23 protein-coding genes and 1 tRNA gene are annotated in these 21,578 nt (G+C 67.0%); 7 read left to right on the top strand and 17 right to left on the bottom strand.

Annotated features, from left to right (window positions below):
- Positions 1 to 55 precede the first annotated feature (55 nt).
- From coaE to AC57B8_RS35230, 6 genes are all read right to left on the bottom strand, one after another.
- Positions 56 to 664 carry a dephospho-CoA kinase gene (gene coaE, locus AC57B8_RS35255; protein WP_496482180.1) on the bottom strand — a complete coding sequence of 203 codons (609 nt, stop codon included), beginning with the start codon at positions 662 to 664 and terminating at the stop codon, positions 56 to 58.
- A 13-nt stretch (positions 665 to 677) separates the two neighbouring features.
- Complete coding sequence (locus tag AC57B8_RS35250; protein WP_496482179.1) at positions 678 to 1,643, bottom strand: prepilin peptidase; 966 nt, start codon at positions 1,641 to 1,643, stop codon at positions 678 to 680.
- A complete protein-coding gene (locus AC57B8_RS35245) occupies positions 1,643 to 2,872 on the bottom strand; it encodes a type II secretion system F family protein (RefSeq protein WP_496482178.1) in 1,230 nt (409 codons plus the stop codon). Before AC57B8_RS35245 ends, AC57B8_RS35250 begins: the two co-directional genes overlap by 1 nt.
- A gap of 24 nt (positions 2,873 to 2,896) precedes the next feature.
- Positions 2,897 to 4,630: a type IV-A pilus assembly ATPase PilB gene (gene pilB / locus AC57B8_RS35240; protein WP_062474518.1), complete on the bottom strand. Its 1,734-nt coding sequence runs from the start codon at positions 4,628 to 4,630 to the stop codon at positions 2,897 to 2,899.
- 115 nt (positions 4,631 to 4,745) lie between these two features.
- Positions 4,746 to 4,822, bottom strand: a tRNA-Pro gene (locus AC57B8_RS35235).
- Between the two features lie 52 nt (positions 4,823 to 4,874).
- Complete coding sequence (locus AC57B8_RS35230) at positions 4,875 to 5,867, bottom strand: polyprenyl synthetase family protein (RefSeq protein ID WP_070063612.1); 993 nt, start codon at positions 5,865 to 5,867, stop codon at positions 4,875 to 4,877.
- A gap of 182 nt (positions 5,868 to 6,049) precedes the next feature.
- Here AC57B8_RS35230 and rplU point away from each other — a divergent pair, with 182 nt between their 5' ends.
- From rplU to proB, 4 genes are all read left to right on the top strand, one after another.
- Positions 6,050 to 6,361, top strand: a complete 312-nt coding sequence (gene rplU, locus AC57B8_RS35225) for a 50S ribosomal protein L21 (protein WP_062474515.1) — start codon at positions 6,050 to 6,052, stop codon at positions 6,359 to 6,361.
- A 12-nt stretch (positions 6,362 to 6,373) separates the two neighbouring features.
- On the top strand, positions 6,374 to 6,634 hold the full coding sequence (rpmA, locus tag AC57B8_RS35220; RefSeq protein WP_013543198.1) for a 50S ribosomal protein L27: 261 nt from the start codon (positions 6,374 to 6,376) through the stop codon (positions 6,632 to 6,634).
- A 72-nt stretch (positions 6,635 to 6,706) separates the two neighbouring features.
- A complete protein-coding gene (gene cgtA, locus AC57B8_RS35215; RefSeq protein ID WP_062474512.1) occupies positions 6,707 to 7,783 on the top strand; it encodes an Obg family GTPase CgtA in 1,077 nt (358 codons plus the stop codon).
- An 80-nt stretch (positions 7,784 to 7,863) separates the two neighbouring features.
- Complete coding sequence (gene proB / locus AC57B8_RS35210; RefSeq protein ID WP_062474510.1) at positions 7,864 to 9,003, top strand: glutamate 5-kinase; 1,140 nt, start codon at positions 7,864 to 7,866, stop codon at positions 9,001 to 9,003.
- Between the two features lie 34 nt (positions 9,004 to 9,037).
- On the opposite strand, the gene AC57B8_RS35205 is transcribed toward proB, so the two are convergent.
- Positions 9,038 to 9,631 carry a CNP1-like family protein gene (locus tag AC57B8_RS35205; RefSeq protein ID WP_083259381.1) on the bottom strand — a complete coding sequence of 198 codons (594 nt, stop codon included), beginning with the start codon at positions 9,629 to 9,631 and terminating at the stop codon, positions 9,038 to 9,040.
- On the bottom strand, positions 9,579 to 10,247 hold the full coding sequence (locus AC57B8_RS35200) for an RNA pyrophosphohydrolase (protein ID WP_062474507.1): 669 nt from the start codon (positions 10,245 to 10,247) through the stop codon (positions 9,579 to 9,581). The genes AC57B8_RS35205 and AC57B8_RS35200 overlap by 53 nt, the downstream gene beginning before the upstream one ends.
- 135 nt (positions 10,248 to 10,382) lie before the next feature.
- Between AC57B8_RS35200 and AC57B8_RS35195 the strand changes: the two genes are divergently transcribed.
- Both AC57B8_RS35195 and AC57B8_RS35190 read left to right on the top strand, forming a co-directional pair.
- On the top strand, positions 10,383 to 12,128 hold the full coding sequence (locus AC57B8_RS35195; protein ID WP_496482177.1) for a proline--tRNA ligase: 1,746 nt from the start codon (positions 10,383 to 10,385) through the stop codon (positions 12,126 to 12,128).
- On the top strand, positions 12,125 to 12,781 hold the full coding sequence (locus AC57B8_RS35190) for a lytic transglycosylase domain-containing protein (protein ID WP_095949369.1): 657 nt from the start codon (positions 12,125 to 12,127) through the stop codon (positions 12,779 to 12,781). The genes AC57B8_RS35195 and AC57B8_RS35190 overlap by 4 nt, the downstream gene beginning before the upstream one ends.
- Before the next feature lie 16 nt (positions 12,782 to 12,797).
- Here AC57B8_RS35190 and paeA read toward each other — a convergent pair whose 3' ends face one another.
- From paeA to hemA, 5 genes are all read right to left on the bottom strand, one after another.
- Positions 12,798 to 14,117, bottom strand: coding sequence for a polyamine export protein PaeA (gene paeA, locus AC57B8_RS35185; RefSeq protein WP_062474502.1), 1,320 nt, complete (start codon positions 14,115 to 14,117; stop codon positions 12,798 to 12,800).
- Positions 14,118 to 14,209: 92 nt separating this feature from the next.
- Entirely contained in the window at positions 14,210 to 14,539 is a 330-nt protein-coding gene (gene grxD / locus AC57B8_RS35180; RefSeq protein ID WP_062474501.1) for a Grx4 family monothiol glutaredoxin, read from the bottom strand.
- Positions 14,540 to 14,571: 32 nt separating this feature from the next.
- The gene (gene prmC / locus AC57B8_RS35175) at positions 14,572 to 15,420 is read right to left on the bottom strand and encodes a peptide chain release factor N(5)-glutamine methyltransferase (protein ID WP_496482176.1); all 849 of its coding nucleotides are present in this window, start codon (positions 15,418 to 15,420) and stop codon (positions 14,572 to 14,574) included.
- The gene (prfA, locus tag AC57B8_RS35170; protein ID WP_496482175.1) at positions 15,420 to 16,508 is read right to left on the bottom strand and encodes a peptide chain release factor 1; all 1,089 of its coding nucleotides are present in this window, start codon (positions 16,506 to 16,508) and stop codon (positions 15,420 to 15,422) included. The genes prmC and prfA overlap by 1 nt, the downstream gene beginning before the upstream one ends.
- A gap of 106 nt (positions 16,509 to 16,614) precedes the next feature.
- A complete protein-coding gene (gene hemA, locus AC57B8_RS35165; protein ID WP_495265178.1) occupies positions 16,615 to 17,889 on the bottom strand; it encodes a glutamyl-tRNA reductase in 1,275 nt (424 codons plus the stop codon).
- Positions 17,890 to 18,000: 111 nt separating this feature from the next.
- Between hemA and AC57B8_RS35160 the strand changes: the two genes are divergently transcribed.
- Positions 18,001 to 18,279, top strand: coding sequence for a hypothetical protein (locus tag AC57B8_RS35160; RefSeq protein WP_496482174.1), 279 nt, complete (start codon positions 18,001 to 18,003; stop codon positions 18,277 to 18,279).
- A gap of 7 nt (positions 18,280 to 18,286) precedes the next feature.
- Here the strand turns inward: AC57B8_RS35160 and AC57B8_RS35155 are convergent, their stop codons facing one another.
- The 4 genes from AC57B8_RS35155 to AC57B8_RS35140 all read right to left on the bottom strand — a co-directional run bounded on the left by AC57B8_RS35155 (position 18,287) and on the right by AC57B8_RS35140 (position 21,550).
- On the bottom strand, positions 18,287 to 18,802 hold the full coding sequence (locus AC57B8_RS35155; protein WP_496482173.1) for a GNAT family N-acetyltransferase: 516 nt from the start codon (positions 18,800 to 18,802) through the stop codon (positions 18,287 to 18,289).
- Positions 18,802 to 19,596 (bottom strand): ABC transporter ATP-binding protein, encoded by a 795-nt coding sequence (locus tag AC57B8_RS35150; RefSeq protein ID WP_159274960.1) that lies wholly within the window; start codon positions 19,594 to 19,596, stop codon positions 18,802 to 18,804. Before AC57B8_RS35150 ends, AC57B8_RS35155 begins: the two co-directional genes overlap by 1 nt.
- Positions 19,596 to 20,492, bottom strand: coding sequence for an ABC transporter permease (locus AC57B8_RS35145; RefSeq protein ID WP_062474491.1), 897 nt, complete (start codon positions 20,490 to 20,492; stop codon positions 19,596 to 19,598). Before AC57B8_RS35145 ends, AC57B8_RS35150 begins: the two co-directional genes overlap by 1 nt.
- Positions 20,493 to 20,572: 80 nt before the next feature.
- The gene (locus tag AC57B8_RS35140) at positions 20,573 to 21,550 is read right to left on the bottom strand and encodes an ABC transporter substrate-binding protein (RefSeq protein WP_496482172.1); all 978 of its coding nucleotides are present in this window, start codon (positions 21,548 to 21,550) and stop codon (positions 20,573 to 20,575) included.
- Positions 21,551 to 21,578 lie beyond the last annotated feature (28 nt).

The following is a 21,578-nucleotide window of genomic DNA, read 5'->3' as shown; positions in this document are numbered from 1 at the left end:
GCGAGCGCCTTTTTGTCGTAATCGTTATAGAGCCGCCGGGGCGGCTGGTCTCGGATTATCGCGTGGTGGCCGCAGCCCACAGCTTCCAGAGACCCCGCACCTCGGTGCCCAGTTCCGCGAGCGTCAACGACTCGTTGAAAATCACGGCGTCGGCGGCGGCCCGGCGCGCCTTGCGCGGCGCCTGCTGGGCGATCACGGCGCGCACGGCCTCGGGCTCCCATCCCGAGCGGGCGACCACGCGCTGCAGTTGCGTGTCTTCGTGGGCATCGACCACCAGCACGCGGTCCACGAGGGCCCGCCAGCGGCCGGATTCGACCAGCAGCGGGACGTCGAACACGACGACGGCGTCGCCGGCGGCGGTGGCCTGGCGTTGCGTCTCGGTGCCGATCAGCGGATGCAGGATCGCTTCGAGGCGGGCCTTGGCGCCCGCGTCGGCGAACACCAGCTGGCGCATGGCGGCCCGGTCGAGGCTGCCGTCGGGCGCGATGACGGAAGGGCCGAATGCGGCCTCGATGGCGGGCATCGCGATGCCGCCGGACTGCGCGATGCGGCGTGCGATGGCGTCGGTATCGACCAGCACTGCCCCTTCAGCCACCAGCAACGACGCGACCGTGCTCTTGCCGCTGCCGATGCCGCCGGTCAGGCCGATGCGCTTCACCGCCATGCCGCTGTCGTTCTCAAAGGGCCAGGGCCCCGAAAGGGAAGGCGAAGGGAATCCACTGCTTGACGACGGCGGGACCGGCCACGAGGCAGATCAGGCCGGCGCCGGCCAGGAAGGGGCCGAAGGCGATGGGAATGTCCTTGTGGGCCAGCTTGCCGGCGAAGCGCAGCGTGAGGCCGATCACCGCGCCCACCACCGATGAGACGAGGATGATCGCAATGAGGTAGTCGGCGCCAAGCCAGGCGCCCAGAGCGGCGAGCAGTTTGAAGTCCCCATGTCCCATGCCTTCCTTGCCTGTGGCCAAGCGGTAGGCATGGTACACAAGCCACAGGCTCAGGTAGCCGAACACGGCGCCCCAGACCGCAGTGTTCAGGCTGACGCCGGTCCAGCCCATGGCGGCACCGACCAGGCCGAGCCAGAGCAGAGGGTAGTTCAGGGCGTCGGGCAGGAACTGGGTGTCGAAGTCGATGAGGAACTGGCAGATCAGCACGGCGCCAAAGGCCGCCCAGAGCGCGCCCGTAGGGGTGATGCCGAAGCGGTGCGCGCACAGGGCGAACAGCGCGCCCGTGATCAGTTCGACGAGCGGGTAGCGGGGGCTGATCGAGGTCTTGCAGCTGGCGCACCGGCCACGCAGCACGAGATAGCTGAGCACGGGGATGTTCTGGTACCAGCGGATCTTGTGGCCGCACGCGCCGCAGCGCGAGGCGGGGCGCGTGAGATCGAAGGGCGGGAGCTTCTCGAGCGCTTCGGCGGCCTTGTCTGCGGCCGCCTCGAGCCCTGCGGGCGGCACGGCCTTCGGGCCGAAGACCAGCGACCAGAGCGAAGGCATGTCCTTCGACGACATGAGATTGGCGACCGCATCGCTCAGCCAGCCCCGGTACATCATGACCGGGGTGCGGTAGATCACCACGTTGAGGAAACTGCCGATCAATAGCCCCAGCACACCGGCCAACGCGGTGTCGAACCCTTGCGACACCAGCATCAGACGACCTGGCCAAGCTTGAAGATGGGCAGGTACATCGACACCACGATGCCACCGATGATGACGCCCAGGAACACGATGATGATGGGCTCCATCAGGCTGGACAGGCCGGCGACCATGTCGTCGACTTCGGATTCGTAGAAGTCGGCGGCCTTGCCGAGCATGTGGTCGATCGAGCCGGATTCTTCACCGATGGCGGTCATCTGGATCACCATCGAGGGAAACAGGTTGACGTTGGTCATGGCCGTCGTCAGGCTGGTGCCGGTCGAGACCTCCTGCTGGATCTTGGTGGTCGCGTCGCCGTAGACCGAGTTGCCCGATGCGCCGCCCACCGAGTCGAGGGCCTCGACCAACGGCACGCCGGCTGCGAACATGGTGGCGAGCGTGCGGGTCCAGCGGGCCACGCAGGATTTTTCGATCAGCGTGCCGAAGATGGGGAGGCGCAGCAGCAGGCGGTCCATGACTTTCTGGACGCGCTCATTGCGTTTCCACGCTTGTAGAAAGAAGTAGATGCCACCGCCGAGCACGCTGAAGATCAGCCACCAATAGGAAACGAAAAACTCGCTGATGGCCATCACGAACAGCGTTGGCGCGGGTAGGTCGGCACCGAAAGAGGTGAACACCTCCTTGAACGAAGGGATCACGAAGATCATGATGATCGCCACCACCACGAAAGCCACGACAACCACTGAGGTTGGGTACATCAGCGCAGACTTGATCTTCGACTTGATCGCCTCGGTCTTCTCCATGTAAGTCGCCAGGCGATCCAGCAACTCTTCCAGAATACCGGCCGCCTCACCGGCTTCCACCAGGTTGCAATACAGGTTGTCGAAGTACTTCGGAAACTTGCGAAAAGCAGCCGACAGCGAGGTGCCGGTCTCGACGTCGCTGCGGATGTCGTTCAGCAGCTTGGCGACGCTCGGGTTCGCGTTGCCGCGCCCGACGATGTCGAAGGACTGCAGCAACGGCACGCCGGCCTTCATCATGGTCGCGAGCTGGCGCGTGAAGATCGCGATGTCCTTGGGCTTGATCGCCTTGCCCGAGCGCATGCGGCGCTTCTTGATCTTGGAGGCCATCACGCCCTGGCGACGCAAGGCCGCCTGCACTTGGTTCTCCCCGGCGGCGCGAAGTTCGCCACGCACCAGCTTGCCGTTGCGGTCCTTGCCTTCCCATTCGAAGACGAATTCCTTGTGCGTGACCTGGGAGCGGGAGGATGCCACTGTTGCCATTCGATCTCCGGTTCAGTGTGTTCGTTATAGGTTGGTGCAGGCGACGACTTCTTCGAGCGAAGTGAGGCCCTGCATGACTTTGCGAAGGCCGGACTGGCGCAGCGAGCGCACGCCTTCGGCTTCGGATTGGTTCGCGATGTCCAGCGCACTGCCGTCGCGCAGGATGATTTCCTGGATGGCTTCCGAAATCGGCATCACCTGGTAGATGCCGACCCGGCCCTTGTAGCCGCCGCTGCAGGCGGCGCAGCCGACCGGGCGGTAGGGCTTCCAGGTGCCGTTGATGTCTTCCTCTTTGAAGCCGGCATCGAGCAGGGCTTCACGCGGGATGTCGATCGGCGCACGGCACAGCATGCACAGCCGGCGCGCGAGGCGTTGCGCGGTGATCAGGATCACGCTCGACGCGATGTTGAACGGCGCGATGCCCATGTTGCGCATGCGCGTGAGCGTGGTCGGGGCGTCGTTGGTGTGCAGCGTCGACAGCACCAGGTGACCCGTTTGCGCGGCCTTGATCGAGATGTCGGCGGTTTCGAGGTCGCGGATTTCGCCGACCATGATGATGTCGGGATCCTGCCGCAGGAAGGCACGCAGCGCGGCCGCGAAGGTGAGGCCGGCCTTCTCGTTGACGTTGACCTGGTTGACGCCGGGCAGGTTGATTTCCGACGGGTCTTCCGCCGTCGCGATGTTGACGCCGGGCTGGTTGAGCAGGTTCAGGCAGGTGTAGAGCGACACGGTCTTGCCCGAACCCGTGGGGCCGGTCACCAGCACCATGCCATAGGGGCGGCCGATGGCGTGGAGGAGTCGTTCTTTCTCGTCGGCGTCGTAGCCCAGGGCGTCGATGCCCATGCGCGCGCTGCTCGGGTCCAGGATACGCACGACGATCTTCTCGCCGAACAGCGTGGGCAGCGTGCTCACGCGGAAGTCGATCACGCGGTCGGGGCCGATCTTGAGCTTCATGCGGCCGTCTTGCGGCACGCGTTTTTCCGAGATATCGAGCCGCGAAATGACCTTGATGCGCGAGGCCAGCTTGTCCTTGATGACCGTGGGTGGGCTGGCGATTTCTCGCAGCTCGCCGTCGACTCGAAAGCGCACCCGGTAGTGGTGTTCGTAGGGCTCGAAGTGGATGTCCGAGGCTCGCATGCTCACGGCGTCGAGCAGCATCTTGTGCAGGAAGCGCACCACAGGTGCGTCTTCGACTTCGGCGATGGCCTGCTCGTTGGCATCGCCCGAGGTGTCGGCCGTGACGTCGTCGAACTCGAACTCGGTGCCGACGATGCTGTTGATCGTTTCCGCAGCACTGGCTGCGGCGGCTTCGATCATGCGCGAAAGCTTGTCGTACTCCGCGATGACCCAGTCCACGCCCATCTGCGACGCGAACTTGATTTTCTCCGCGGCTTGCTGGTCCGACGGGTCGGCCGTCGCGACGATCAGGCGGTTGTTGCGCTTGCTGAGAACGACGATGCGGTACGCATGGCAGAGCTTCGGATCGAGCAGGTCCTTGGGCAGGCGCTGGTGATCGATGGCATCGAGGTCGAGCAGCGGGGCGCCGAAGGCGCTCGACAGGGTGTGGGCGAGGTCCGCAGCCGAGACGGCGCCGGTGCCGGTCAGTTCAGCGATGAAGCTGGTGCGGCCACTCAGCGACTTCTGATAAATGTCTTCCGCTGTCTTTGCCGCGAGCTTGCCGGCCGACACGAGGGCGCGCGCGAGGCCGGGAAGGGCGATCTGCGTAGTTTCTTTAACGGGAATTTCGGCAGCGGCCATTCAGCGAATGCAAAAGATGTGAAAAAGTGCTTCACGATCATCGCTGAACACGCCTGTGCTGTAAATCGTTACACAGCAACAGGGGCTGACATTAACTGGACCAGTCGAGAAAAACTGGTCGGGGTGAGAGGATTCGAACCTCCGGCCTCTACGTCCCGAACGTAGCGCTCTACCAGGCTAAGCTACACCCCGATTGGTTGCAAGAAAAAGAACTCGTCCTAGATGCCAACTCTGTGGAGGTGTTTCAGGCACGTCGCTCAAGCAACTGAGCCGCCAATTGTAGCAAACCTGAAGCGTGCAAATTCGACGGAAGGTCGCGCAATGCATGAATTGCGCGTTCGGCCTCTGCTGCGGCCGCTGCACGCGAGGCTTCCAGTGCGCCCGTTTCGCGAACGATCTCGACGATTTTTCCGAGCTGGGCAGTGTCGCCGGCCTCGATGGCGGCGCGCACCAGCGCGCTCTGTTCGGGGGTGCCGCGCTGCATGGCGAAGATCAGCGGCAAGGTCGTCTTGCCTTCGCGCAGGTCGTCGCCGACGTTCTTCCCGGTTTCCTGGGCATCGCCTGCGTAGTCGAGCACGTCGTCGATTACCTGGAAGGCGGTGCCCAGCGCTTGTCCATAGGTGGCGCAGGCTTCTTCGACTTCGGGTGTCGTGCCGGCCAGCACGGCCGCCAGCCGGGTGCTCGCCTCGAAGAGCTTGGCGGTCTTGGAACGGATCACGCGCAAGTACGCCGCTTCGTCCAGCGAGGCGTCGTGCATGTTCATCAGTTGCAGCACTTCGCCTTCCGCGATCACGTTGGTCGCCTCGGCCAGGATCTGCATGATGCGCATGTTGTTTGCATCCAACATCATCTGGAAAGCGCGCGAATACAGGAAGTCGCCCACCAGCACGCTGGCGGGGTTGCCAAAGGATTCGTTGGCGGTGGCGCGGCCGCGGCGCAGGGTCGATTCGTCGACCACGTCGTCGTGCAGCAGGGTCGCGGTGTGGATGAACTCCACCACGGCCGCCAGGTTGAAGCGCTGTTCGCCCGTGTAGCCGAGCGCGCCTGCCATGAGCAGCAGCAGCGCCGGCCGCAGCCGCTTGCCGCCGGCCGAGATGATGTATTGCGAAACCTGGCTGACCAGCGGAACGCCGGTGTTCAGGCGTTGGGCGATCACACGGTCGACTTCGACCATGTCGCCGGCAATCAGGTCCAGCACAGTGGCGGTGGGGGAGGTGTCGGCGGCGGGAACTGGCAAAGCGAAGGCGCGGGGCGCTGCGAGGATGAGGGCGGCCCTGGAGGCCGGAACGCGCGAATTATAGGGAGCCGTGCACGATTCCCTGGAGCGTCTCAACGTCAGGGTGGTGAGTGTCCGCAAACCGCGCTATAATCTTGGGCTCTGCGGAATTCGCTGCGGAGACTCATTTCTAAGAGGTTTACATGTACGCGGTCATAAAAACCGGCGGCAAGCAGTATCGCGTTGCTTCCGGCGAGAAAATTAAAGTAGAACAGATTGCTGCGGACGTAGGCCAGGAAATCGTGATCGACCAGGTTCTGGCTGTCGGAAACGGCGCTGAAATCAAGGTTGGCACGCCCCTGGTGTCCGGCGCAACGGTGACAGTCACGGTGCTGTCGCACGGCCTGCACGACAAGGTTCGCATCTTCAAGATGCGCCGTCGCAAGCACTATCAAAAACGTCAAGGCCATCGCCAGCAGTTCACCGAATTGCAAATCGGCGCGATCGCCGGCTAAGGAGCACATTCCATGGCACAGAAAAAAGGCGGCGGCTCCACGCGAAACGGGCGCGATTCCAAGCCCAAGATGCTCGGCGTGAAGGCCTTCGGCGGCGAACTGATCAGCGCAGGCTCGATCATCGTGCGCCAGCGCGGCACCCAGTTCCACCCCGGCGTGAACGTCGGCGTGGGCAAGGACCACACGCTCTTCGCCCTGGTCGACGGCCACGTGTCGTTCGGTCACAAGGGTGCGCTGAACAAGCACATGGTCAACGTGACGCCCGCGGCCTAAGCCCCGCAGTCACTTCGATCTTTCCGAGGCCCCGCATTGCCGGGGCTTCTTCATTTGTAAACTGGACATCCCATGAAGTTCGTCGACGAAGCCTTCATCGACATCGCCGCGGGCGATGGCGGCAACGGCTGCGTGTCGTTCCGTCATGAGAAGTACAAAGAGTTCGGCGGCCCCAACGGCGGCGACGGCGGCCGTGGCGGCCACGTGTTCGCGGTGGCCGACTCGAACCTCAACACCCTGGTCGATTTCCGCTACTCGCGCCGGCATGAAGCCAAGCGCGGCGAGCACGGCATGGGCTCCGACATGTTCGGTGCCGCCGGCGACGACATCGTCCTCAAGATGCCCGTCGGCACGATCATCACCGACGCTGAAACGGGTGAGGTGTTGTACGAGTTGCTCAAGGACGGCGAGGTCATCACCATCGCCAAGGGCGGCGACGGCGGCTTCGGCAACATGCGCTTCAAGAGCGCGATCAACCGCGCGCCGCGCCAGAAGACGCCCGGCTGGCCCGGCGAGAAGAAGAGCCTGAAGCTCGAGCTCAAGGTGCTGGCCGACGTGGGCCTGCTGGGCATGCCGAATGCCGGCAAATCGACGCTGATCAGCGCCGTTTCGAACGCCCGTCCGCGCATTGCCGACTACCCCTTCACCACGCTGCACCCGAACCTCGGTGTCGTACGCGTCGGCCCCGAGCAGAGCTTCGTGGTGGCCGACCTGCCCGGTCTGATCGAAGGCGCCTCGGAAGGCGCCGGCCTTGGTCACCTGTTCCTGCGCCACCTGCAGCGCACCCGCCTGCTGCTGCACGTGGTCGACATGGCACCGTTCGACGACAGCGTCGACCCGGTCGCTCAGGCCAAGGCCCTCGTGGCCGAGCTCAAGAAGTACGACGCGGCGCTGCACGAGAAGCCGCGCTGGCTGGTGCTGAACAAGCTGGACATGGTGCCGGACGACGAGCGCGCCGCGCGCGTCAAGGACTTCGTCAAGCGCCTGCGCTTCAAGGGCCCGGTCTTCGAGATCTCGGCGCTCACGCGCGAAGGCTGCGAGCACCTGATCAAGGCCGTGTACCAGCAGGTCAAGGCGCAGCAGGTGGCCGAGCACGAAACCGTCGTGGTCGATCCGCGCTTCGTTCCGCTGCCGCCCGAAGGAAACTGAGGGCGTCGCGGCACCTTCGGTGCTGCAAAATGGATAGCAAGCAGCGCAGGCTGCATTCCTGAAACACGCCTTCTTTCTTCATGACCTCGAATTCCGGTTCCACTGCCTTGCGGGATGCCCGCCGTATCGTCGTCAAGGTGGGCTCCAGCCTCGTGACCAACGAGGGGCGCGGCCTCGACGAAGGCGCCATCGGCGAGTGGTGCCGGCAACTGGCCGAGCTGGTGCGCGACGGGCGCGAAGTGGTCATGGTGTCGAGCGGCGCGATCGCCGAAGGCATGAAGCGCCTGGGCTGGAAGACCCGTCCGCACGAAGTGCACGAGCTTCAGGCGGCGGCGGCCGTCGGGCAGATGGGCCTGGCCCAGATGTACGAGACCAAGCTGCGCGAGAACCAGATCGGCAGCGCGCAAGTGCTGCTGACGCATGCCGACCTCGCGGACCGCGAGCGCTACCTCAATGCCCGCTCGACCCTGGTCACGCTGCTGCGCCTGGGCGTGGTGCCGGTGATCAACGAGAACGATACGGTGGTCAACGACGAGATCAAGTTCGGCGACAACGACACGCTCGGCGCGTTGGTTGCCAACCTGGTCGAGGCCGATGCCCTGATCATCCTGACCGACCAGAAGGGCCTGTACACGGCCGACCCGCGCAAGGACCCCGACGCCAAGTTCGTCCACGAGGCCGCCGCGGGCGATCCGGCGCTCGAAGCCATGGCAGGCGGCGCCGGCTCAAGCATCGGGCGGGGCGGCATGATCACCAAGATCCTCGCGGCCAAGCGCGCGGCGGGCTCCGGTGCTTCCACGGTCATCGCCTGGGGCCGCGAAGCCGACGCGCTGCTGCGGCTCACGCGCGGCGAATCCATCGGCACGCTGCTGGTGGCGCAGACCGCCAAGCACCAGGCACGCAAGCGCTGGATGGCCGATCACCTGCAACTGCGTGGCGCCGTCATCGTCGATGCCGGTGCGGCTGCGAAGGTGCGCGGCGAAGGCAAGAGCCTGTTGCCGATCGGCATGACGGGCGTGTCGGGGGAGTTCTCGCGCGGCGACGTGATCGCGGTGCGCGACGTCGACGGCGTCGAGCTGGCCCGTGGGCTGGCCAACTATTCGAGCGTGGAGGCCCGGTTGCTGTGCCGCAAGCCTTCCGCCGAGTTCGAGCGGCTGCTGGGTTACGCGGCCGAGCCGGAGATGGTGCACCGCGACAACATGGTGCTGATGCCCGGTTGATCGCCAAGGCGGGGCGCCATGCCCCGCCGCCGGTTCACGGCAGTTCGCGCAGCGGATTGCGGATGTTCTGCACCATCTCGTTGACCGAGCTGCGCGGCGCATTGCCCCGGCACAGGCCCTGCGACGCCAGCGCCGGCACGTAGCTGGAGTTCATGTCCCTTACGCGCTTCCACTCGGGCGACTTCGTTTCCTGCCAGGCGCCGTTGTTGTAACGGGCATAGCTCTTCATCTCCGCCGTCGAGCAGCGCACGCCTTCGTAGAACGCATTGACGGCGCCACCGGCCCGGTTCTGTGCCACCACCACGTAGCGCACGATGCCGTCCTTCGTGATGGCGATGGTGTTCGGGTCGACGCCGAACTTCAGCGTCATGTAGGGCGGCATCGCGATCGGCAGCAGTCGGCTTTCGCTGAAGGCGGGCGGCGGCGGCACCGCAGTTTCTTCCCACTCCTTGTCCTGCTCGGTGCTCTTGGGCGCTGGCGGCATGCCGGCCTGGGCCCAGTCGGGGTTGTCGGTGTCGTAGCCGCGGGAGGCGCAGGCGGCCAGCAGGCCGACGCAGGCGATGACGAGCGCACGCTCAGCGTGGCGTCGGGAAAGAAGAAGGCGCGCTGTTCTTGGGAGGAGGTTCATCGCTCGCAGAAGGAATGTCGGGATGCGGGTCGAAGCTGCCGCCGGGCGGCAGATCGAGGCCCGCGGGCGCTCCATGGTCCAGCGTGTGGCGCTCGAATTCTCGGGCGCGCACATTGCTGCGCAGGAAGCGGTTGCGGAAATCCTGCCGGGGCAGGTAGCGAGCAAGCTCGGTAAGCGCCATCTCGTAGACGCCGCGCTTGAACTCGACGACCACGTCGAGCGGGACCCAGTAGTCATGCCAGCGCCAGGCGTCGAATTCGGGATGGTCGGTGGCACGCAGGTTGAGATCCCAGTCGTGGCCGACAAGTTGCAGCAGATACCAGATCTGCTTCTGGCCTTTGTAGTGGCCCCGTGCGTCACGGCGGATGAACCGATCCGGCACCTCGTAGCGCAACCAGTCGCGGGTACGGGCCACGATGCGCACATGCTCCGGGTGGAGCCCGACTTCCTCGTGCAGTTCCCGGAACATGGCTTGCTCGGGACTTTCGCCACGGTCGATGCCGCCTTGCGGAAACTGCCAGGAATGCGTGCGTATGCGCTTGCCCCAGAAAACCTGGTTTCTCTGGTTGAGCAGGATGATGCCGACGTTGGGCCTGAAGCCGTCCCGGTCGAGCATAATCAAACCCCAATTTTTGAACTGAGTCGATTATGCATGCCGGGTTGCACTCGGCAAGCGACCGGTTCCGGGCTCTCAGGGTCTCTCCGGGGTGCCTGTCTCCCTCCTCACTTCGAACCCACCTGCGCGATCCCGATGAAAGCTTCCCGATTCTTTGTCTCCACCCTGAAGGAAGCGCCCGCTGACGCCGAGGTCGCGAGCCACCGCCTCATGATGCGGGCCGGCATGATCAAGAAGCTCGGCACGGGCATCTACACGTACATGCCCATGGGCCTGCGCGTGATCCGCAAGGTCGAAGCGATCGTGCGCGAGGAAATGAACCGCGCCGGCGCCGTCGAGCTCACGATGCCCGTGGTCCAGCCGGCCGAGTTCTGGCAGGAGACCGGCCGTTTCGACAAGATGGGCCCCGAGCTCTTGCGCATCAAGGACCGCCACGACCGCGACTTCGTGATCCAGCCCACCAGCGAAGAGGTGGTGACCGACATCGCGCGCCAGGAAATCCGCAGCTACAAGCAGCTGCCGAAGAATTTCTACCAGATCCAGACCAAGTTCCGCGACGAGCGCCGTCCGCGCTTCGGCCTGATGCGCGGGCGCGAGTTCATCATGAAGGACGCCTACAGCTTCGACCGCGACCTCGACGCGGCCAAGGCCAGCTACCAGGTGATGGCCCAGGCCTACCGCAACATCTTCGACCGCTTCGGCCTGCGCTACCGCGCCGTGGCGGCCGACAGCGGCGCCATCGGCGGCGACCTGAGCGAAGAGTTCCAGGTGATCGCCGCCACCGGCGAAGACGCCATCGTCTATTGCCCCGACAGCACCTACGCCGCCAACATGGAAAAGGCCGAGGCGCTGGCCCCGGCCGGCCCGCGCCCGGCCGCCGCCAACGCGCTCGAGAAGACGCCCACGCCCGGCAAGAGCACCTGCGCCGACGTGGCCGAGCTGCTCGGCGTGCCGCTGGCCACCACGGTCAAGTCGCTGGTGCTGGCTACCGATGTCCTCGACGCGGCCGGCAACATCCAGGGCGCGCAGATCTGGCTGCTGCTGCTGCGCGGCGACCATGACATGAACGAGATCAAGGTCAGCAAGCTGCCCGGCCTGGACAAGGGCTTCCGCTTTGCCACCACCGCCGAGATCGATGAGCACTTCGGCTGCAAGCCGGGCTACCTCGGCCCGCTGAACCTCAAGAAGCCCGTCAAGCTCGTGGCCGACCGCGAGGCCGCCGTGCTGGCCGACTGGATCACCGGCGCCAACGAAATCGACTTCCACATGACCGGCGTCAACTGGGGCCGCGACCTGCCTGAGCCCGACCTGGTGGCCGACCTGCGCAACGTGGTCGCCGGCGACGCCTCGCCCGACGGCAAGGGCGTGCTGGCCATCGAGCGCGGCATCGAAGTGGGCCACGTCTTCGTGCTGGGCACCAAGTACAGCAAGGACATGAACGCCACCTACCTCGACGAAGGTGGCAAGCCGCAGTTCCTCGAGATGGGCTGCTACGGCATCGGCATCACCCGCCTGCCGGCCGCCGCCATCGAACAGAACCACGACGAGCGCGGCATCATCTGGCCCGACGCGCTGGCGCCGTTCACGGTCGTGGTCTGCCCGATCGGCATGGACCGCAGCCCCGAGGTCAAGGTCGCGGCCGAAGCGCTCTATGAAGAGCTGCTGGCCAAGGGCGTCGACGTGCTGCTCGACGACCGCGGCGAGCGCCCGGGCGCGATGTTCGCCGACTGGGAACTGATCGGCGTGCCGCACCGCGTGGTCATCTCGGACCGCGGCCTTAAGGAAGGCCAGCTCGAGTACCAGGGCCGGCGCGACACCGCCGCCACCAAGGTGCCCGTGGCCGGCATCGCCGACTTCATCGCCGGCAAGCTCGCGGCATGAGCGTGGCGGGGGGCCTTTCGCGACGCAGCTGCCTGTTGGGCAGCGCTGCGGCAGGCGCCCTGACGGTTCTGTCGCTGCCGCAAATGGCCTGGGCCGGTGCGCAGATCGAAGAGCCGCTGATCGACTCGGTGCGCACCGCGCTGAGTTCGGCCATCCACAACAAGGCGCCGCCGGTGCCGCAGTTCGCCGACACCGAGGCCCGCCTCGCGTACCTGCGCTGGCTCGGCGAGATGAGCGAGCGCCTGCGCAAGAAGGTCGCCGACCCGGCCACGCGCATCGAGTTCCTGCAGACCGTCTGGTACGAGGCCAAGCGCTCGGGGCTCGACGTGAGCCTGGTGCTGGGCCTGATCCAGGTCGAGAGCAACTTCCGCAAGTTCGCGGTCTCCAGTGCGGGCGCGCGCGGCTACATGCAGGTGATGCCGTTCTGGACCCGCGTGATCGGCGACAGCGATTCGGCCAAGCTGTTCCACATGCAGACCAACCTGCGTTTCGGCTGCGTGATCCTGCGCCACTACCTCGACCGCGAGAAGGGCGACCTGTTCATGACGCTGGGCCGCTACAACGGCAGCCGGGGTCGCGCGCCGTACCCGAACGCGGTGTTCGCGAACCAGCGGCTGTGGGCGTACGTCGACCGGGACCGCTCGGCGGCCTGAAGGCAGCCGCGGTTGCTCAGTCGGCGACCACGGCCTTGGCGGTCGCCGAGCCCTTGGTGACCATCACCTGGTCGATGCGGTAGCTGTCGACGTCCATCACCTCGAAGGTGTAGCCGCCCCAGGTCACGCTGTCCGTGCGCTTGGGCACGCGGCGCAGCATCACCATCAGGAAGCCCGCCAGCGTCTCGTATTCCTCGGCGTGCGGCAACTCGTCGATGTGCAGCGCGCGCTGCACGTCCTGGATGGGCGTGATGCCATCGATCAGCCAGGAGTTTTCGTCGCGCTTCACGATCTGCTCTTCCTCGGGCGTCGAGGTCGACACCAGGTCGCCCATCACCGTGCTCATCACGTCGTTGAGCGTGATCACGCCCACCACCAGGCTGTACTCGTTGACGATGATCGCGAAGTCTTCGTGCGCCTGCTGGAACTGCTCGAGCACCTCGGTGAGCGAGAGCCGGTCGGGAATCACCAGCGCCTTGTGCAGCGTCAGGCCCTGGTCGAAGGCCAGCGGCTGGCCGCTGAGCACGCGCTGGAACATGTCCTTGGCATCCACGTAGCCCAGCACGTGGTCGATGTCGCCGTCGCACACCGGGTAGGCGGAATAGGGCTCGGCCACGATGCGCGCGCGCAGCACCGACTCGGGGTCGTCGTGCAGGAACCAGGCGATGCTCTCGCGCGCCGTCATCACGCTGCTGACGAGGCGTGTGTCGAGCTCGAACACGTTGGCGATCACCTGCTGCTCTCGCGCCGCCAGCACGCCGGCCTGCGCGCCGGCCTCGGTCATGGCCAGGATGTCGGCCGAGGTGATCTTGTCGTCGCGCGCCATCGGCATGCCGAGCACCTTGAACAAGAGGTCGGTTGCGCGCGTGAAGAACCACACCAGCGGCTTGAAGGCGGTGATCAGCAGCAGCATCGGGCCGACGATGCGCACGGCAAGCCGCTCGGGCGCGCTCATGCCCAGGCGCTTGGGGAACAGGTCGGCGAACACCAGGAACACCGCGATCACGATCACGAACGAGCACAGGAAGGCGATGTTGGCCGCCACCTCCACGCTGAGCCAGTTCTCGAAGAAGCGGGCGAAATACGGGCTCAGCGAGCCTTCGCCCACCACGCCGCCGAGGATCGCCACCGCGTTCAGGCCGATCTGCACCACGGTGAAGTAGTGGCCCGGCTGCTCCTGCACGCGCAGCACCTTTTCCGCGCGCGGGTCGCCCTCGTCGGCCATCTGGCGCAGACGCAGGCGGCGCGAGGCGGCCAGGCAGATTTCAGCGAGGGAGAAGAAGGCGCTCATCGCGATCAGCAGCGCGATGATGAGCAGGCTTTGGGTGAGGGTCATGGCGGCACGTCGTAGACCGCCATGGTGCCATGACTGGCACCGGGTTCGGGCGCGCGCGGGGCGCGGCGCCCGTCAAACGGGGAGCGGAAGGCTCAGGCGGACGCGCCGCCGCCGATCACCTGCTGCAGCTCGCCCGACTCGTACATCTCCATCATGATGTCCGAGCCGCCCACGAATTCGCCCTTCACGTAGAGCTGGGGGATGGTGGGCCAGTTGCTGTATTCCTTGATGCCCTGGCGGATGCCGTCGTCTTCGAGCACGTTGACGGTCTTGAGCGTCTTGGTGTCGACGCCCACGGCCTTGAGGATCTGGATGGCGCGGCCCGAGAAACCGCACATCGGGAAGCTGGCGTTGCCCTTCATGAAGAGCACGAGTTCGTTGGACTTGACGAGGTCGTCGATGCGTTGTTGAGCGTCGGACATGGGGACTCCTGAAGAAAAGTGGGCTGGGGGGATTATTTCACCGCGCGCCAGATGCCGCCGGAGCAGCGCGCGATGCCGGCGAGGTCGTCACGGCTTTGCACCTCGGCAAAGCCGCGTTCGGCCAGCAGTTGGCGCACCGCCTCGGCCTGGTCGTGGCCGTGCTCCAGCAGCAGCCAGCCGCCGTCGACTAGGTGGGCGGGCGCGTCGCGCACGATCTGGCGGATGTCGTCCAGGCCGTCGGCGCCGGCGACCAGCGCGCGGGCGGGCTCGTGGCGCAGCGCGGGCAGGTGCGGATCGCCGGCGGCGATGTACGGCGGGTTGCTGGCGATGACCGCGTAGCCGTCGGCGGCGCCGTCGAGCCAGCTCGATTCGGTGAAGCGCACCGGCAGGCCCAGGCGCTGCGCGTTGGCCCGGGCCACTGCGAGCGCATCGGCGCTGGCGTCGACCGCGTCGACCTGCGCGTCGGGCCGTGCATGCTGCAGCGCCAGCGCGATCGCGCCGCTGCCCGTGCCGAGGTCGAGCACGCGCGGGGCGGGGCGGCCGTCGAGGCAGGCGAGGGCCCACTCGACCAGCGTTTCGGTGTCGGGGCGCGGCACCAGCACGCGGGCGTCGACCTGCAGCTGCAGGCCGTGGAATTCCTTCTCGCCCAGCAGGTAGGCGACCGGCTCGCCCGCCGTGCGGCGCGACAGCCGGGCCGCGAACGCGGGCCAGGCCTCGCCGGGAAAGGGATCGGTGTCGTGCGCGAGCAGCCAGGCGCGGTCGTTCACGGGGCGGCCCAGCGCGTGCAGCAGCAGCAGCTGGGCGTCCAGGCGATCGATGCCCAGGGCCATGGCCGCGGCCAGCGCCTGCGCCACGGTGGACGGTGCGGTGGCTTCGGTCATCACGCGGGCAGGCTCGATTCGAGTTCGGCCAGCTGCTCGGCCTCGCGCGCGGCACGCAGCGCCTCGAGCACATCGCCCAGGTCGCCTTCCATGATGGCGAGCAGCTTGTAGAGCGTGAGGTTGATGCGGTGGTCGGTGAGCCGGCCCTGTGGGAAGTTGTAGGTGCGGATGCGGTCCGAGCGGTCGCCGCTGCCGATCAGGCCCTTGCGCATGGCGGCGTCCTTGGCGGCGCGCTCGCTGCGCTCTTTTTCCTGGATGCGCGCCGACAGCACCTGCAGCGCCTTGGCCTTGTTGCGGTGCTGGCTGCGGTCGTCTTGGCACTCGGCCACGATGCCGGTCGGGATGTGCGTGATGCGCACGGCCGAGTCGGTCTTGTTGATGTGCTGGCCGCCCGCGCCGCTGGCGCGGTAGGTGTCGATGCGCAGGTCGGCCGGGTTGATCTGCACCGCCACGGTCTCGTCGGGCTCGGCCAGCACGGCGACCGTGCAGGCGCTGGTGTGGATGCGGCCCTGCGTCTCGGTGGCCGGCACGCGCTGCACGCGGTGCCCGCCCGACTCGAAGCGCAGGTGGCCGAACACGTCGTCGCCCACGATGCGGATCACCACTTCCTTGTAGCCGCCGAGCTCGCTCTCGCTTTCGCTCACCACTTCGCAGCGCCAGCCGGCGCGCTCGCAGTAGCGCGTGTACATGCGCAGCAGGTCGCCCGCGAAGAGGGCCGATTCGTCGCCGCCCGTGCCGGCGCGGATTTCCATGAAGGCGTTGCGCGCGTCGTCCGGGTCCTTGGGCAGCAGCAGGCGCTGGAGTTCGTCTTCGAGCTGCACCAGCTCGGTCTCGGCACCGGCGATTTCTTCCCTGGCCATCTCGGCCATGTCGGGGTCGTCGAGCATCTCCTTCGCGCCCGCGATGTCGGCTTCGCGCTGCTTGAAGCGCTCGTAGCGGCCGGCAATCTGCGTGACCTCGGCGTGCTCGCGCGAGATGGTGCGGTACTGCGCCATGTCGCTCATGATGTCTTCGCGCGAGAGCAGGAAGTCGAGCTCGCCCAGGCGTTGGACGTAGCGTTCGAGTTGGTGGCGCAGAAAGGATTTCACGACGGAAGGGGCTCGAAAAATGGGGAGGGGAACGCCGCAGTGCAGCGGCAGGGCGCATGGAGACCGCGGCCCGCGCGGCGAGCGGGGCCATCGACGCGCGTCGTCGCTAACGCTCTTTGCGCAGGAACAGGCGCGACAGCGTCTGCGCCGTCTGTTCGCGCGAGGCGGCATCGCCCGCGTGCAGCTCGGCCATGGCGCCGTGCATCATCTTCTGCGTGAGGCCGCGCGACATGGCCTCGAGCACCGCATCGATCGATTCGCCCTTGGCGAGCAGCTTGCGCGCACGGGCCATCTCGGCGGCGCGCCATTCGTCGGCCTGCGCGTTGAGCTGCTGGATCAGCGGCACGGTGCCGCGCTGGCCCAGCCAGTGCATGAAGCTCTGCACGCCGGCGTCGATGATGACTTCGGCCTGCGCCACGGCGGCCTGGCGGTTGGCCTGGCCCTGCTGCACGACCTGGGCGAGGTCGTCCACGGTGTACAGGTAGATGTCTTCGAGGGCCTTCACCTCGGGTTCGATGTCGCGTGGCACGGCCAGGTCGACCATGAACATCGGGCGGTGCTTGCGTGCCTTGAGCGCGCGCTCCACGGCGCCCAGGCCGATGATCGGCAGCGTGCTCGCGGTGCAGCTGATGACGATGTCGAACTCGGCCAGCCGCGCCGGCAGGTCGGCCAGCCGCATGGCTTCGCCGCCGAAGCGCGAGGCGAGCTTTTCGCCGCGCTCCAGCGTGCGGTTGGCGATGGCGATGGCCTTGGGTTCCTTGGCCGCGAAGTGCGTGGCCGCGAGGTCGATCATTTCGCCCGCGCCGACGAACAGCACGCGGGTCTTGCGCAGGTCTTCGAACAGCTGGCCGGCCAGGCGCACGGCGGCGGCGGCCATGCTGATCGAATGGGCGCCGATCTCGGTGGCGGTGCGCACTTCCTTGGCGACCGCGAACGAGCGCTGGAACAGCTGGTTGAGCGTGCTGCCGAGCGCGCCGGCGGTTTCGGCCGCGCGCACGGCGTCTTTCATCTGGCCGAGGATCTGGGCCTCGCCGAGCACCATGGAGTCGAGCCCGCTGGCCACGCGGAAGGCATGGCGCGCGGCTTCGTCGTCGTGCAGGGTGTAGGCGTGCGAGCGCAGCAGGGCGGGGGCCACGCCGCCGCTCTGGGCCAGCCAGCCGAAGGTGTGGTCGAGCGCGATGTGCTCGGAGGCGCAGTAGATCTCGGTGCGGTTGCAGGTCGAGATGATCGCGGCCTCGACCTGCGGGTGGCTGCTGTTGCCGGCGAAAGAGCTGCGCAAGCTGTGCAGCGTCGGGGCGATCTGGTCGAGCGCGAACGCGAAACGACCGCGCAGATCGAGCGGCGCGGTCGTGTGGTTCAAGCCGAGAGCCCAGACTGACATGTCCATGATTATAAAATCAGCAGCCGGGCGAGGTTTGCCGAGGGGCAAATGGCTTTCCCTATGACAGCCATATGCGCCGCCACATGGCCTTGCGCTCACTCACAGCCCCTCATGGACCTGCTGGACCTCTTCAACCACCTGCTTAATTTTGCGGCACCTGCGGCCTTCATCGCCTTGGTGCTGGTGGCGGTCGGGCGCTTTCTCGGCGGCCCGCGCACCGGCATTGCGCGCTGGTGGAAGCAATGGGCGATCACCTTCGGGGCCGGCCTGCTGACCTCGCTGGCCGGGCTGATCCTCACGGGCCGCGACGGCTCGATGGCCACCTATGCCGCGCTGGCGGTGGTCTGCGGCACCGTGCAGTGGATCGTGATGCGCGGCTGGGGCCGCTGAGCCGGCCTCAGTCCAGCCGGCGGGCCATGTAGACCGAGTGCCCGGGGTAGGTCGCCAGCCGGGCCTGCTGCAGGTCATCGACCGGCACCGTGGTCGCATAGCCCTGGCGTTCCCAGAACCCGACCGAAGCCTGCACCGACACCAGCGTCGAATGCTGCCAGCCCGCGCGCAGCGCGTGGGCCCAGGCATGGCGCACGAGGCGCGGCCCCAGCCCCAGCCCCGAGGCCTCGGGGTGCACCGCGAGGTCGTGCAGGTAGAGCGCGTCGGCGTCGGGCGCCACCTCGAAGTCGCCGTGCAGCGGCGTGAGCTTGCCGCGCTGCGAGGGGTAGGCCGCCAGGTAGGCCCGCACGGCGCCGCCGTGCTCGGCCACCCAGCCGGTGTGCGGCGAGGCCGCCAGCCGCCGCGCGATGAGCACGCCGTCCTCCACGAACCCCGCGCCGTAGCAGGCGAGCTGGATCGCCAGCACCGCCGCGAGATCGTCCGGGCGCATGTCGCGCACGAGAAGAGAAGGCGCTGCGTCCATCAGGCCAGCAGCAGCTTGTCGTCGTCCAGCTTCTCGCCGCGCGTCTGCTCGAACATGCGCAGCAGGTCGGGCACGTCCAGGCCTGCGCGCTGGTCGCCGGCCACGTCGAGGATGACCTGGCCCTCGTGCAGCATCACGGTGCGCGTGCCGTAGTCCAGCGCCTGGCGCATGCTGTGCGTGACCATCATCGCGGTGAGCTGGCTGCCTTCGACGATCTTGGCGGTGAGCTCCAGCACGAAGGCGGCGGTCTTCGGGTCGAGCGCGGCCGTGTGCTCGTCGAGCAGCAGGATGCGCGAGGGCCGCAGCGACGCCATCAGCAGGCTCACGGCCTGGCGCTGGCCGCCCGAGAGCAGGCCGATGCGGTCGGCCAGGCGGTTTTCCAGGCCCAGCTTCAGGATCGACAGCTTCTCGCGGAACAGCTCGCGCAGGTTGCGGTTGAGCGAGAAGCCGAAGCCGCGCCGCTCGCCGCGCTTCCACGCCAGCGCCATGTTCTCCTCGATGGTCAGCGCCTCGCAGGTGCCGGCCATCGGGTCCTGGAACACGCGCGCCACCATGCCCGAGCGCTGCCAGGCGTTCAGGCGGGTCACGTCCTTGCCGTCGATCTCCAGGCGGCCCTTGTCGACCATCAGGTCGCCGCTGATCGCATTGAGGAAAGTCGACTTGCCCGCGCCGTTGGAGCCGATCACGGTGACGAACTGGCCGGTCGGAATGTCCAGGCTCAGGCCGCGCAGCACGCGGTTCTCGATCGGCGTGCCCGGGTTGAAGGTGATTTCGAGTTGTTGGGCGCGCAGCATCAGTTCTTCCCCTTGAAGAGTCCGCCCAGCTTGCGCTTGTAGGCGGGCACCAGCAGCGCGAACGCCACCAGCACGGCAGTGACCAGGTTCAGGTCCTGCGCCTGCAGGCCCATGAAGTCGGTGTTCAGCGCCATCGCGATGAAGAAGCGGTACAGCAGCGCACCCAGCACGCAGGCCAGCGTGGTGATGACCATGCTGCGCGCGGGCAGCAGGGTCTCGCCGATGATCACGGCGGCCAGGCCGATCACGATCGTGCCCACGCCCATCGAGATGTCGGCCGTGCCCTGGCTCTGCGCGAACAGCGCACCGGCCAGCGCCACCAGCGCGTTGGAGAGCGCCAGGCCCGCCATGGTCTGGAAGTCGGTCGAGATGCCCTGGGCCCGCGCCATGCGCGCGTTGCCGCCAGTGGCGCGCATCGCCAGGCCGGCTTCGGAGGCAAAGAACAGGTCGACGACGATCTTGGCGGCGATCACGATGATCAGCAGCAGCAGCGGCTTGGCCCACTGCTCGGGCATGCCGCCGAAGCTGACCATGCTGAACACGGTGGGTTCGGTGATGAGCGCCACGTTGGGCTTGCCCATCACGCGCAGGTTGATGGAGTACAGCGCGATCATCACCAGGATGCTCGCGAGCAGCTGCATGATCTTCAGCTTGACGTTGAGCCAGGCCGTGAGCCAGCCCGAGGCGGCACCGGCCACGCAGGCCACGGCCGTGGCGGCGGCGGGGTTCCAGCCCGCGACGATCAGCGTCGCGGCCACGGCGGCGCCCAGCGGAAAGCTGCCGTCCACCGTGAGGTCGGGAAAGTTGATGATGCGAAACGACATGAAGACGCCCAGCGCGACCAGTCCGAAAATCAGACCGATCTCGATGGCGCCCAGCGAAGCAATGAGGGACATGGGGGCTTCCGGCGGGAGCGCAGTCGGCGGGCCCCGGCGCCCGGCCTGCGCCGGGAGCGGAAGGCCCGCCGGGGCGGCGTTTACTTGGTGCTGACGACCTTTGCCGACTTCAGCAGCGTGTCCGACAGGGTCACGCCCTGCAGCTTGGCCGCGCCGGGGTTCACCACCAGCTCGAAGTTGGTGCTGGTCTGCGAGGCGATGGTGCCGGGCTTCTCGCCCTTGAGGATGCGCACCACGATCTTGCCGGTCTGGCGGCCGATGTCGGTGTAGTTCAGGCCCAGCGCGGCCACGGCGCCGCGCTCGACGGTGGCGGTGTCGGCGGCCACCACGGGCAGCTTGGCCTGCTGGGCCACCTTCACGATGCCCTCGAAGGCCGAGACCACGTTGTTGTCGGTGGGCGTGTAGATCACGTCGGCCTTGCCGACCAGGCTCTGGGCGGCGGTGGGCACGTCGACCGTGCGCGCGGCGGCGGCTTCGACCACCGTCATGCCGGCGGCCGAGGCGGCCTTCTTGAGCGACTCGACGATGGCCACCGAGTTGGCTTCGCCGGGGCTGTAGATCACGCCGACGCGCTTGGCCGTGGGCACGACCTTCTTGATCAGGTCGATGTGCTTTTCGAGCGGCGACAGGTCGGACACGCCGGTCACGTTGGTGCCCGAGGGCTCCCAGTTCTTCACCAGCTTGGCGGCCACCGGGTCGGTGATGGCCGAGTACACGACGGGAATCGTCTTGGTGGCGGCCACGGTCGCCTGCGCCGACGGCGTGGCGATGGCGACGATCACGTCGGGCGCATCGCCCACGTACTTGCGGGCGATCTGGGCGGCGGTGCCCACGTTGCCCTGGGCGCTCTGGTAGGTGAACTTGAGGTTCTTGCCCGCTTCGTAGCCGGCGGCCTTCAGCTCTTCCTTCACGCCGTCGCGCACGGCGTCCAGCGCCGGGTGCTCGACGATGGCCGTCACGGCGACCGACTTGTCGGCGGCCAGGGCCGGTGCGGCGGCGAGCACGCCGAGGGCCAGGGCCACGGCGCTGAAGGGGGTGCGAAGCAAAGCGTTTTTCACGTAAGGGTCTCCGGGTGGGGAAAGGGGG

The organism is Variovorax sp. BGA-UO-ETr-C22, from assembly GCF_059567965.1.
Note: the sequence above shows the minus strand (reverse complement) of the source record. Positions and strands in the feature narration are given on the sequence as shown.

Excerpts from the sequence above, each read along its gene's own strand:
- coaE (WP_496482180.1), bottom strand. The coding sequence starts at position 664 with ATGGCGGTGAAGCGCATCGGCCTGACCGGCGGCATCGGCAGCGGCAAG.
- AC57B8_RS35250 (WP_496482179.1), bottom strand. The coding sequence starts at position 1,643 with ATGCTGGTGTCGCAAGGGTTCGACACCGCGTTGGCCGGTGTGCTGGGG.
- AC57B8_RS35245 (WP_496482178.1), bottom strand. The coding sequence starts at position 2,872 with ATGGCAACAGTGGCATCCTCCCGCTCCCAGGTCACGCACAAGGAATTC.
- pilB (WP_062474518.1), bottom strand. The coding sequence starts at position 4,630 with ATGGCCGCTGCCGAAATTCCCGTTAAAGAAACTACGCAGATCGCCCTT.
- rplU (WP_062474515.1), top strand. The coding sequence starts at position 6,050 with ATGTACGCGGTCATAAAAACCGGCGGCAAGCAGTATCGCGTTGCTTCC.
- rpmA (WP_013543198.1), top strand. The coding sequence starts at position 6,374 with ATGGCACAGAAAAAAGGCGGCGGCTCCACGCGAAACGGGCGCGATTCC.
- cgtA (WP_062474512.1), top strand. The coding sequence starts at position 6,707 with ATGAAGTTCGTCGACGAAGCCTTCATCGACATCGCCGCGGGCGATGGC.
- proB (WP_062474510.1), top strand. The coding sequence starts at position 7,864 with ATGACCTCGAATTCCGGTTCCACTGCCTTGCGGGATGCCCGCCGTATC.
- AC57B8_RS35205 (WP_083259381.1), bottom strand. The coding sequence starts at position 9,631 with ATGAACCTCCTCCCAAGAACAGCGCGCCTTCTTCTTTCCCGACGCCAC.
- AC57B8_RS35200 (WP_062474507.1), bottom strand. The coding sequence starts at position 10,247 with ATGCTCGACCGGGACGGCTTCAGGCCCAACGTCGGCATCATCCTGCTC.
- AC57B8_RS35195 (WP_496482177.1), top strand. The coding sequence starts at position 10,383 with ATGAAAGCTTCCCGATTCTTTGTCTCCACCCTGAAGGAAGCGCCCGCT.
- AC57B8_RS35190 (WP_095949369.1), top strand. The coding sequence starts at position 12,125 with ATGAGCGTGGCGGGGGGCCTTTCGCGACGCAGCTGCCTGTTGGGCAGC.
- paeA (WP_062474502.1), bottom strand. The coding sequence starts at position 14,117 with ATGACCCTCACCCAAAGCCTGCTCATCATCGCGCTGCTGATCGCGATG.
- grxD (WP_062474501.1), bottom strand. The coding sequence starts at position 14,539 with ATGTCCGACGCTCAACAACGCATCGACGACCTCGTCAAGTCCAACGAA.
- prmC (WP_496482176.1), bottom strand. The coding sequence starts at position 15,420 with ATGACCGAAGCCACCGCACCGTCCACCGTGGCGCAGGCGCTGGCCGCG.
- hemA (WP_495265178.1), bottom strand. The coding sequence starts at position 17,889 with ATGTCAGTCTGGGCTCTCGGCTTGAACCACACGACCGCGCCGCTCGAT.
- AC57B8_RS35160 (WP_496482174.1), top strand. The coding sequence starts at position 18,001 with ATGGACCTGCTGGACCTCTTCAACCACCTGCTTAATTTTGCGGCACCT.
- AC57B8_RS35155 (WP_496482173.1), bottom strand. The coding sequence starts at position 18,802 with ATGGACGCAGCGCCTTCTCTTCTCGTGCGCGACATGCGCCCGGACGAT.
- AC57B8_RS35150 (WP_159274960.1), bottom strand. The coding sequence starts at position 19,596 with ATGCTGCGCGCCCAACAACTCGAAATCACCTTCAACCCGGGCACGCCG.
- AC57B8_RS35145 (WP_062474491.1), bottom strand. The coding sequence starts at position 20,492 with ATGTCCCTCATTGCTTCGCTGGGCGCCATCGAGATCGGTCTGATTTTC.